The sequence below is a fragment of the Streptomyces murinus genome (genome assembly GCF_002154555.1).
Lineage (GTDB): Bacteria > Actinomycetota > Actinomycetes > Streptomycetales > Streptomycetaceae > Streptomyces > Streptomyces murinus.
Genome location: NZ_MUNF01000634.1, coordinates 1 through 10755 on the forward strand (window position 1 = coordinate 1; position 10755 = coordinate 10755).

The following is a 10755-nucleotide window of genomic DNA, read 5'->3' on the forward strand; positions in this document are numbered from 1 at the left end:
GATCGAGGAGTTCCTCGACGGCACCTTCCACCACGTCAACAGCCTGGTCCGCGACGGCGTGCCCACCCCGGTGCAGACCGGCACCTATCTCGGCCCGCTGCTCGACCTGCCCGACGGCCGCAGGCTCGGCGGCTGGACCGTCCCGTACGACAGCGAACTGTCCCGCCGCGCCCATGAGTTGAACCGTGCCGTGGTCGCCGCCCTCGGTGCCGAGGGGGCCTTCGTCGTCCACACGGAGTTCGCCGTCAACGGTGACGGCGAACTGATCGTGGTGGAGGTCGCGGGGCGGGCGCCCGGCGCCCTGGTCTCGGAACTGGCCCGCCTGCACACGGGGTTGAACCTGGAGGAGGCCAACCTCGCCCTCCAGGCCGACCTGCCCGTCCCGGAGCCGCACCCCACGGGTGTCGAGGCCGCGTGGGTGTGGATCCCCGTGATGCCGGGCGAGCGGTACCGGCACACCCCCGAGACGACGAGCAAGCGGCTCGTGCACATCCGCCGGGCCGCTCAGCGAACCCATACCGGCACCTCGGGAGCCCTCGGCGTCTCGGTACTGCTGTGGCACACCGACCCGGACGTCCTGGCCGCCGACGTACGGACCGCGGCCACGGCGGCGTGGTGCGGCGCGTGAGCCCCGGCGGCCCGGCCGCCGACGGTGCCTGACCCAAGAGGCTCGTCCCCCCGTCCATCAGCCCGCAGCTTGGAGAACGCATGGCCACCAGCACCGCACCGCCGAACGCAGGCCGGACCGGCACGTCGTACCTGGCCGGCCTCGCCGACGGCCGACGGGTGTACCTCGCGGGCGAACCGGTCGCCGACCTGGCCCACGACCCGAGCACCGAGGGCATGGCCGCCTTCCTCGCGGAGCTGCTCGACGAGCACCGCCCGGACGGCGAGCTGACCGGACCCGACGGGCACCCCCTCGCCTACTCCCTGGCCCACTCGGGCGACGAGGTGCGCGCGCGGGGCCGGGCGTTCGCCCGGATCGCCCGGCTCAGCGGCGGACTGATGGGCCGCAGCCCCGACTTCGTCGCCACCGTCCTCACCGCCTGGGCCGGCGCCGCCGACCACTTCGGGCCGTACGCCGACCACGTCCGCGCCTACTGGCGGCACGCCCGCGCCGCCAACCTCCTGCTCACCCACGCCATCAGCGACCCGCCCGCCGACCGCCACCTCGGCCCCGGCCCGAACGGCGAGGTGCAGGCGCTGCGCGCGATCCGCACCACCGACGAGGGAGTCGTCGTACGCGGCGCCAAGATGCTCGCCACGCTCTCCCCGTTCGCCGACGACCTGGTCGTCTACCCGTTCCGCCCGCTCGGCGAGAACGAGACCGACCAGGCCCTGTGCTTCGCCGTCCCGGTCGCCACCCCAGGACTCACCCTGTACTCCCGGCCGTCGTACGCCTCGACCCCCGCCGGGGACGGGCCGCTCGCGAGCCGCTTCGACGAGCTGGACGCGGTCTGCCACTTCGACGACGTGCTGATCCCCTGGGACCGCGTCTTCATCCACGGCGACGTGGCCGCCGCCAACAACCTGCGCCCCGGCACCGGCATGACCTCCTACGCCTGGCACCAGTCCGCGGTCCGCGCCTGGATCAAGGCGGAGACCGTGTACGACCTCGCCGACCGCTGCGCCAAGGTCAGCGGCCGCGACCGGCAGCCGCTGGTGCGCCAGCAGCTGGGTGAACTCGGGGGAATCGTCGAGACGTTGCGGGGACTCGTCGTCTCCGCCGAGACGGGCACCCGGCCCGACGACTTCGGCCAGCACGTCTGCGACCCGGTGCCTCTCGCCGCGTCCGGGATGCTCAACGCCCGGCTCTATCCCCGCGCGATCGAGCTGCTCCAGGCCATCGCCAGCAGCGGCCTGGTGATGCACCCCGTCACCGCCGACGAGGACCCGGGATCGGCCGGCCATGCCTTCATGCGGACCTACTTCACCGGCGCCGGCGTCGACGGTCTGGCGCACGGCAGGCTGCTGCGCGCCGCCGCCGACCTCACCATGAACCGCTTCGGCACCCGCCAAGTCCTCTACGAGCGGCTCTTCCTCGGCCCGCCCGAGACGTTCCAGGCCAAGTTCTACGACATCTTCGCAGCCGGCCGCTCCGTCGCCAGCCCCGTGCTGGACGGCCTCGACGGCTGACCCCCGGCGCCGGGAGCACCTGGTCCGCCGCCGTACCGCGTACGTACCGACACCGATTGGATCGCCATGCCCATTCGTGAGTCCCACCTCGTACGTGCCCTTGAACCGTTCAGGGGCTACGTCCTCAGCACCATGATCTTCACCCTCCAGCAGTCCGGTCTCCAGGACGAGTTCGCGGCGGGCACCACCGTCGACGCCCTGGCCGGCGCGAAGAAGCTGGACCGGGCGCGCCTTGCCGCCATGGCCGACTACTGGGTCGCCGCCGGGCTGCTCGACCGCTCCGCGGACGGCGTGCTCACCCTCACCGACCTGGCCCGCTCCTACGAGGAGGCGCGCCCCTGGTACGAGATGATGGTCGGCGGCTACGGCCAGACGTTCCTGGCGCTCGGCGACCACCTCGCCGAGGGCACCGGACCGGCCCCGCGGCGCGGCGGCTACGTCGGCAGCGGCAGCTGCGGCATCAGCATGCACGACTCGCTGCCGCTGCTGCGCAAGCTGCTCGCCGAGGACGGCCGCGACTACCGGCGGCTGGTCGACCTCGGCTGCGGCAGCGGCGTCTATCTGACCGAACTGTGCGCGGACTACCCGCAGATGACGGCCGTCGGCATCGAGCCCGACGCCGACGGCGCCGCCGCCGCGCGCGCCTGGGTGGCCGGGCAGCCCACCGCGGACCGGGTGACCATCGAGCAGGTCGACGCGGTCCGGTGGATCGAGAACACCGAGGACAAGCCCGACCTCGCCGTCTACGCCTTCGTGATCCACGAGGTGCTGGGGCAGGAGGGCGAGGAGGGCGTGCGCCGCATGCTCACCAAGCTGTTCAGCGAATCGCCCGAACTGACCCTGGCCGTCATCGACATCGACCTGAAGTCGGCCGACCGCGCGGCGATGGCCCAGCCGCTGGCGCAGGCGTACTACAACGCCTATCTGCTGATGCACCCCTTCACCAGCCAGCGCCTGGAGTCCAGGCAGTGGTGGGAGAAGCTGTTCACCGAGTGCGGGCTGCGGATCGACGCCTACGACACCACCGACCCGGCGATGGACTCCACCGGATTCTGCGTGGGCTGGGTGCTGCGGAAGGCCGACGCGTGAGCGAGCACTACCGCCCGCGGGACAGCATGACCAAACCGCGTATCGCGTCCGGCCCGCGCACCTTCATGCGGCTGCCCTGGGTGGACGACCCCCTGACCGCCGAGGGCCGTATCGACGTGGCGGTCGTCGGCGTGCCCACCGACTCGGCGGTCTCCTACCGCTCCGGGGCCCGCTTCGGACCCGAGGCGATCCGCGCGGCCAGCATCCTGCTGCGCGACCACAACCCGGCCACCGGCGTGGACGTCACCCGGACCCTGTCCATGGTCGACGCGGGCGACGCGCCCGTGGTCCCCGGCTACCACGAGCTGACCCTTCAGCGGCTGGAGGACTTCCTGGCCCCGCTGTACGAGCGGGGCATCGTGCCGCTGCTGCTCGGCGGCGACCACAGCCTGGTCATGGCGGAGATGCGCGCCATGGCCCGCCATCTCGGGCCGGTCAGCGTCGTCCACTTCGACGCACACGGCGACGTCCTGGACGACTACTACGGCGTCAAGCACTTCCACGGCACGATGTTCCGGCGCGGTGTGGAGGAGGGCGTGGTCGATCCGCACACCAGCGTCCAGGTCGGCATGCGCGGCTCCGTGCACCCCGACGACGTCGACTCGGGCAAGGCGCTCGGCTACGACGTCATCGGCTGGGACGAACTGGTGGACCTCACGCCCGAGGCGTTCGGACGCAGGGTGCGCGAGCGGGTCGGCGACCGCCCCGTGATGGTCTCCTTCGACATCGACTTCATCGACCCGGCGTACGCGCCGGGCACCGGCACGCCCGAGGTGGGCGGGCCGACCTCCTATCAGACCCTGCGCTACATACGGGCGTTGGGGCCGCTGAACTACCGGGGCCTGGACATCGTCGAGGTCGCGCCGCCGTACGACCACGCGGACATCACCAGCCACGCCGCGTCCGTGGTCGCATTCGAACTGCTGGGACAGGTCGCGCTGCGCTCCGGCCGGACGCGGGCGGCCGAGACGGGGGAGGAACACTGATGGCCAGCACGACCGGCACCACCGCGCACATCCCATCCGGCGCCGAGCCGGACCGCCGTAACCTGACTTCCATGGAGACCGACGCGCTGATCGGCGGCCTCAACGTGTCCGACGGGCATCCCCGGATGCCGCTCACCACCGCGCAGCGCGCCATCGTGGACAGCCTGCCTGCCCTCTTCGACGAGGCCGAGAAGCGGGTCTTCGAGGAGATCGAGGCCGAGGCCCAGCAGACGTTCCTGCACGGCATCGGCCAGCACCGGGCGCCCGTCGGCACCGGCCGGCTGGTCAGCTGCTACTCCTCGTCCGTCGCGATGGACATCACCGCCCGCGCGCTCGCGCACCGCACGGACACGATCGCCCTGGTGCACCCCACCTTCGACAACATCCCGGACCTGCTCAGGGGCCGGGGCCTGAAGCTGCTGCCCGTGCCCGAGGCCGAGTTGACGGGCGGCGAACCCGAACTCCCGGACGAGGTGGGCGCGGTGTTCGTCACCACGCCCAACAACCCCACCGGCTGGGTCCTTTCCGAGGACGGACTGCGCCGCCTGGCCGCCTTCTGTGCCCGCACCGGCCGCGTCCTGGCCATGGACACCTGCTTCCGCGCGCAGGACGAGCGGGCGCAGTACGACACCTACGCGATCCTGGAGGAGTCGGGCGCGCAGTGGGTGGTCATCGAGGACACCGGCAAGCTGTGGCCCACCCTGGAGCTGAAGGCGGGCTTCCTGGCCTGGGGCGAGCACACCGACCTGCCGCTGCTGGAGTACTTCAGCGATGTACTCCTGTCCGTGTCGCCGCTCGTGCTGCTGATGCTGACCCGGTTCGCGCAGGACGCCGAGCGCGGCGGCTACGCCGAACTGCACGGCCTGATCGCCCGCAACCGGCGCGCCCTGGCCGAGGTCCTCGACGGCGGCCCGGTGCGGCTCACCGACCCCGACGCCCGGATCAGCGTGGCCCGGGTGACCCTGCCCGAGGACGGCCCGGACGCCGTCGCCCTCTACGACGAGCTGGTGCGGCGCGGCACCCATGTCCTGCCCTGCGGCCCCTTCCACTGGGACCGGCCGCAGGACGGCGTGCGCCAGGTCCGGCTCGCGCTGGCCCGCTCCGGCGAGGACGTGGTCCGGGCCGCCCGCGCCCTGGTGGACGCGGTGCGCGCCCATCTGTGACCCGGGGCCCCGGCCCCCCTGTTCCCCCCGACCGATCCCGTGCAGCCGAGGCGGAGGACCCGATGCACCACACCCCGGGCGGTCTTCGACTGGAGACCGCGACCACCCTGGACAAGGTGGCCGCCGAGGACTGGGACACCCTCGCCGAACCCGAGGGCTTCTACCTCTCCCACGGCTGGCTGCGCGCGGTGGAACGCGAGAGCGGCGCTCCGGTGACCTACCTCCTCGCCTACGCGGGCGACCGGCTGGTGGGCGGGCTGCCGCTGTACGAGATCGAGCACGAGCACAACAAGTTCTACGCCCGCAGGCCGCGCCTGGACCAGATGGGCGCGGGCGGCGAATGGGGGGTCGCGGGCTCGCACCGGGGCTACAGCTGCGGGATACCGAGGGCGGCGGAGTACGCCGACGCCGTCCTCGATCTGCTGCTGGATGCGCGGGCGAGGCTCAACCCCGCCTCCCGCACCGGCTCGTTGTTCCTGTTCGCCACCAACCGCACGGCGGCGGCCCTGCACCGGCGCGGGGCCGCCGTCGACTTCGACTGCGGCGACGCCACCCTGCACACCGGGGGACGGGACTTCGCGGACTACTGCGGCACGCTGGTCAGCCGCCGCCGGATCGCCCTCAAGAGCGAGTACGCCCGCTTCCTGGCCGCCGGGTACGAGCTGGGCCGGCAGCGGCTCGGGGAGTGCCTGGAGGAGGCGGTCCCGCTGCTGGCCAACCTCCAGGCGAAGTACGGGCATACGACCGGCGCCGCGGAGATCCACCGCACCTTCGCCGACCAGGCGGCCACCCTGGACGACCGGTCCGTGGTGTTCACCGCGCGCCGGGCCGGCCGGCTCATCGGCGTCTCCGTCATGTACGAGTGGCGCGGCACGCTCTACGCCCGCGCCACCGGCTTCGACTACCCGGCGCTGCGCGGCGCCTACGAGTACTACGGCCTCTGCTACTACCTGCCCATCGACTACATGAGCGAACGGGGCCTGACCGCACTCCACTTGGGCATCGGCGCCTACTCGGCGAAGGTCAAGCGCGGGGCGCGCCTGGTCCCGCTGTGGACCGTGGCACTCGCCGACGACCCCGCCGACACGCCCCGCCCGGCCCCCGTCGACCTCACCTCCTGGCGCGACGACCACGGGAGGGCCGTTGCCCCCGAGGACTGGCGGCATCCGTGGACGACGTGAACCAGAGGGAATATCAGGTCAGTTGACGGTGCGCGCCGGACGTCGTGCCGGGCCCGTCGACCCGGGCCCGGTACGACTCCCTTCTCAGCGACCGGAATCCGGCGGGGTCACCCTCCCGACCAGCCCGTGCGTACGCCCCTCCAGCGCCGCGCGGACCAGTTCGGCGACCCGGCGCCTGCTGCTGGCCTCGGCCTCCTCGGAGAGGAACGCCCGGTGGCTCGTCACGACCACCGAGGGATGCGCGAGGACCGGGTGCCAGCGGGGGTCCTGGTGCGGGTTCTCGGGCGAGAAGACATCCAGCCCGGCCCCCGCGATCCAGCCCCCGTCCAGCGCCCGGTACAGGCCCTCGGGATCCACCAGCTTGCCCCGGGCCGCGTTGACCAGGTATGCGCCCGGCCTCATGTGGCGCAGCGCCGCCTCGTCGATCAGGGACTCGGTCTCCGGAGTCAGCGGGCAGTGCAGGGTGACCAGGTCGGACTGGGCCAGCAGCTCCTCCAGGGTGTCGACGGCGAGCGCGCCGTACCCCTCGGCGAGATCCCGGCCCACGTACGGGTCGTACACCAGGACCCGGCCGTAGAAGGCGCCGAGGCGGCGTGCGACCGCCCGGCCGATCCGGCCGAAGCCCACGATGCCCAGGGCCCGGCGGTTGGTGCGGTGCGGGGTGCCGCCCGCGTAGATGTCGAAGGTGCCGCCCACGAGCGTCCGGTGCTGCGGCACCACCTGCCGTTCCAGGGCGAGGGCCAGCGCGGCCGTATGGGTGGAGACCTCGTCCACGCAGTAGTCGGGCACGTTGTAGGCGGGCAGCCCGCGCTCCGTCAGCAGGGCGGCGTTGAGGTTGTCGACGCCGACGCCCTGGCGGACCACGACCCGCAGGCCCTTGCCCGCCGCGTCGAGCAACTCCTCGGTCACCTGGGTGCGGTAGACCACGAGCACATCGATGCCGGCCGCCCGCTCCAGCATCTGCGCGTCGGTGGTCAGGTACTTCGTGCCGTCGTGCGGACCGAAGACCAACTCCACGTCGGGGCCGAGCACGTCGCGCTCCACGGTGGCCAGCGCGGGATCGGGGCGGCCGTCCCCGACCAGCCACGGCGGGTCGGTGTAGAGCACGCGGGGTCGGGACACAGGGTTCCTCCTTGACGGCGGGAACGATCGGATTCAGACGAGGAAGCGAAGGACGTCGTCCTCGGTGAGGACGCACGGGTTGTTCCCCGCCCGGTTCGAGGTGAGCGCGGCGGTCAGCGGCTGCCGCCAGCTCCGCGCAGGAAGGGCCAGCTCCCGCAGCCCGGCCGGCTGCCCGCCGAAGGTCAGCAGCCGCCGTACCAGCAGCTCCACACTCCCGCCGGTGGCCTCCTCGGCGAGCCGCTGGACGGTCTCCACCCGCCGCCGCACCCCCGGCGCGCCCTCCGGGTGCCGGCACTCGGCCTCGGTCAGCGCGGCATGCCGGGCCATCAGCCAGTCCAGGTGCAGCGCGACCGTGGTGCCATGGGCCAGACCGAGACGCGCGGTCAGCTCGTACGACAGCGCGTGGGCCGCCGTCGTCCGCGTGAGGTCGATCGCGGCACCGGCCAGCGAGGCGCCGTGGGCCAGACCGGCGCGCACGCCCGGATCGGTGAAGGAGCCCGTCCTGGCCGCGTGTGCGAGCGGCGGGAGCAGCCGTTCCAGGGCGGCGCGGGCCAGCGCCCGGGAGCCGCCGTCGGCGGAGACCGACCAGTACGACTCGACGGCCTGCGCCAGCGCGTCCAGGCCGCTGGCGACGGAGTCCCGGCGGGGCAGCGAGGAAGTGAGCCGGGGATCCACGAGGACGAGGTCCGCGCGGGCCTGGGCGAGATCCAGGGAGTGCTTGCGGCCCTCGACGTACACGGTGGCGAACCGGGTCATCTCACTGCCGGAACCGGCGGTGGTGGGCAGCAGCACGAGCGCGGCGGACCGCGGCCGGGTCACCAGGCCGGGGTCGCGCAGACAGTCCAGCGGGTCGGCCGGTTGCGCGCCGAGCACCGCGACCGCCTTGGCCACGTCCAGGCTGCTGCCGCCGCCGACCCCCACCACCACGTCCGGGCCGAACCGCCGGGCCAGCGCCACCCCCTCCCGGACCTGCGCGATCCGCGGGTTGGGCCGCACCCCGTCGAAGTGCTCGACCCGGTACCGGCCCGCCCACCGCTCCACCAACTCCCCGACACCGGAGCGCCGGTAGGACGTGGGGCCGTGCACGAACAGCACCCGGCGGCCGCCGAGCGCCTCGATCACCGCGCCCAGCCGCCCGGCCGCGCCCTCGCCCAGATAGGCGGCCGGATGCCCGGGCAGCGGCTGGAGCCCCGCGGACAGCGTGTCCGGGAGCGCCGGGCGCTCCTGGAGGGCCAGCAGCGACTCGCTCATCGGTACGTCCCCGGGCCCGCGGCGAGCCGGTGGCCGCGCCGGGCGGCGGTCAGCTGTACCACAGCCGGTCCTCGGCCACGTACCGGTCGACGCCGCCCGCCGCCATGGTGCCCACCGCGTACCGCACCTCCGGCGTGACCGACCCGGAGATCCGCAGCAGCAGGATCTGGGCCCGTCGCCCCTCCTCGGCCGCCGCGAACGTGACCGGCACCTGCGGCCGCACGTACGCCGAGTCGCCCGGCGCGAGCGTCTCCTCGACGCGCCGCCCCCCGAACTCCCAGCTCAGCGTGACCGGTTCGGCGCCGAGGATGTACAGGTACTGGTGCTGGTACGTGGTCAGCGGCGCCGATCGCTCGGCGCCGTCCGCGAGGACGTCGACCTGGAGGGCGGACGTGTGCGGGTGCAGGGGGTCGCCGGCGAGCCGGGTCATCCGGTAGGCCGGTGCGCCCTCGTCGGGCCACACCCAGCTCCGGGCGTCCCGGGCGAACCGGAGGGACACCCCGTCGGCCGTCCCGGTGCGCGGCGGCAGCAGATCGCGCACGGAGACGCCCAACGCGTCCGCCAGCAGGTCGATTTCCTCGGGGCCGGGCGGTACGGCGCCCCCGGCCAGCTCCTCGGCGCGCTCCCGCGTGAGGCCCGTACGGTCGGCGAGTTCGGCCACCGTGACCGCGCCCGCGTCCATGAAGGACCGGATCATCGCCCCCGGCCGGTGCGCCGCCCCCTCCAGCGGGACCGCGAGGGCCCGGGTCGTGGCGTTGCCCAGGACCGCCAGTTCCCGCTGGGCGTCGCCGAGCAGCGAGCCGCCGTAGGTCAGGGCGAGGATGCAGGCGGGCTCGGTGGCGGACCGGGAGGTGAAGGAGTGCGGGGCGAAGGGCAGCCCCCACACGGAGTCGCCGGTGTCCATGGGGACGCAGTGCGAGACGCCGTTCCACCGGTAGTAGTAGTTGACCGGGCCGATGAAGTACGTGAACTGGTACAGAAGATGGCCGCGATTCCACTGGACAAGCGGGTTGTCCGGGTCGTCGTCCTCGACCACCCGCAGCATCCGGATCCACTCGGGGCGGTAGGAGGCGATCCGGGACATCGCGGTGTCCCGGTACTCGTAGTACGGCTCACCGCCCCGGCTGAGCACCCGCCCGCTCGCCACGGACTCCTTGTGCCGGGTGATGCGTACCCCGGCCGGGCAGTCGTCGTGGCCGGGCAGCAGATCCCGCTCGTTCAGCGGCCACACCTCGGCCGCGCGCCGCATCAACTCCCAGGTCACCGGCCGGGTCCCGGCCGCGAACTCCGCGAACGAGCCCTTCTCCAGACCGAGTTCACGCTCGGCGTTCTCGTCGTCCCGCTTGAGATCATTGGCGGCGGCGCGCAGCAGCGCTCCGGCACGCCGGGTGAAATCGTCCTCTGCCCGCACGAGGTGCCCCCTGTCCCTCTGTGGTCGTCGAAGAGCGCTCTGGACAGCACAGGGGCCGTCAAATGACCAGCATGTGATCACGCCAGAACGTAATCTGTCAAGATCGAAAACTGTGGGCCGGTGGTCAGGGAATTCCGTGAACTAGGTTCTGTCTCTTTGGTCAGCGCCGTGTCCAGATGAGGATGGCGGCGAGGTGGAGTGCGGCCTGGTAGGCGATGGCGAGTTTGTCGGTCCGTGTGGCCAGGCCGCGCCATTGTTTGAGGCGGTTGATGCACCGTTCGACGGTGTTGCGCTGCTTGTAGGCATCGACGTCGAAGCCTGGCGGGCGTCCGCCGTGGCGGCCCCGGCGCAGGCGGTGGCCGATCTGGTCCGACGGCTGCGGGATGACCGCGCGGATCTGCCGACGACGCAGGTGA

The 10755-nt window shown here is 72.9% G+C and carries 9 protein-coding genes and 1 pseudogene; 6 read left to right on the forward strand and 4 right to left on the reverse strand.

The genetic code is table 11. The features are described from left to right. From CCN72_RS39290 to CCN72_RS31840, 6 genes are all read left to right on the forward strand, one after another. Positions 1 to 628 (forward strand): ATP-grasp domain-containing protein (locus CCN72_RS39290; RefSeq protein WP_483027289.1); only part of this gene is annotated, 628 nt, incomplete at its 5' end. An 80-nt stretch (positions 629 to 708) separates the two neighbouring features. Further along, positions 709 to 2136 carry a 4-hydroxyphenylacetate 3-hydroxylase N-terminal domain-containing protein gene (locus CCN72_RS31820; RefSeq protein ID WP_086811630.1) on the forward strand — a complete coding sequence of 476 codons (1428 nt, stop codon included), beginning with the start codon at positions 709 to 711 and terminating at the stop codon, positions 2134 to 2136. A gap of 132 nt (positions 2137 to 2268) precedes the next feature. After that, entirely contained in the window at positions 2269 to 3225 is a 957-nt protein-coding gene (locus CCN72_RS31825; RefSeq protein ID WP_086811632.1) for a methyltransferase domain-containing protein, read from the forward strand. Next, on the forward strand, positions 3222 to 4211 hold the full coding sequence (gene speB / locus CCN72_RS31830) for an agmatinase (RefSeq protein WP_202452205.1): 990 nt from the start codon (positions 3222 to 3224) through the stop codon (positions 4209 to 4211). Before CCN72_RS31825 ends, speB begins: the two co-directional genes overlap by 4 nt. Continuing rightward, positions 4211 to 5374, forward strand: a complete 1164-nt coding sequence (locus CCN72_RS31835) for an aminotransferase class I/II-fold pyridoxal phosphate-dependent enzyme (RefSeq protein WP_086811634.1) — start codon at positions 4211 to 4213, stop codon at positions 5372 to 5374. The genes speB and CCN72_RS31835 overlap by 1 nt, the downstream gene beginning before the upstream one ends. Positions 5375 to 5436: 62 nt before the next feature. Continuing rightward, positions 5437 to 6555 carry a GNAT family N-acetyltransferase gene (locus tag CCN72_RS31840; protein WP_086811636.1) on the forward strand — a complete coding sequence of 373 codons (1119 nt, stop codon included), beginning with the start codon at positions 5437 to 5439 and terminating at the stop codon, positions 6553 to 6555. A gap of 84 nt (positions 6556 to 6639) precedes the next feature. Here the strand turns inward: CCN72_RS31840 and CCN72_RS31845 are convergent, their stop codons facing one another. The 4 genes and pseudogenes from CCN72_RS31845 to CCN72_RS31860 form a co-directional block, all read right to left on the reverse strand. Next, positions 6640 to 7677 (reverse strand): C-terminal binding protein, encoded by a 1038-nt coding sequence (locus CCN72_RS31845; RefSeq protein ID WP_208638157.1) that lies wholly within the window; start codon positions 7675 to 7677, stop codon positions 6640 to 6642. A gap of 33 nt (positions 7678 to 7710) precedes the next feature. Beyond that, on the reverse strand, positions 7711 to 8928 hold the full coding sequence (locus CCN72_RS31850; RefSeq protein ID WP_086811640.1) for an iron-containing alcohol dehydrogenase: 1218 nt from the start codon (positions 8926 to 8928) through the stop codon (positions 7711 to 7713). A gap of 49 nt (positions 8929 to 8977) precedes the next feature. Next, the gene (locus CCN72_RS31855) at positions 8978 to 10339 is read right to left on the reverse strand and encodes an AraC family transcriptional regulator (protein WP_086811641.1); all 1362 of its coding nucleotides are present in this window, start codon (positions 10337 to 10339) and stop codon (positions 8978 to 8980) included. A gap of 160 nt (positions 10340 to 10499) precedes the next feature. Next, a pseudogene (locus tag CCN72_RS31860) lies at positions 10500 to 10755 on the reverse strand (IS5/IS1182 family transposase); the annotation flags it as partial.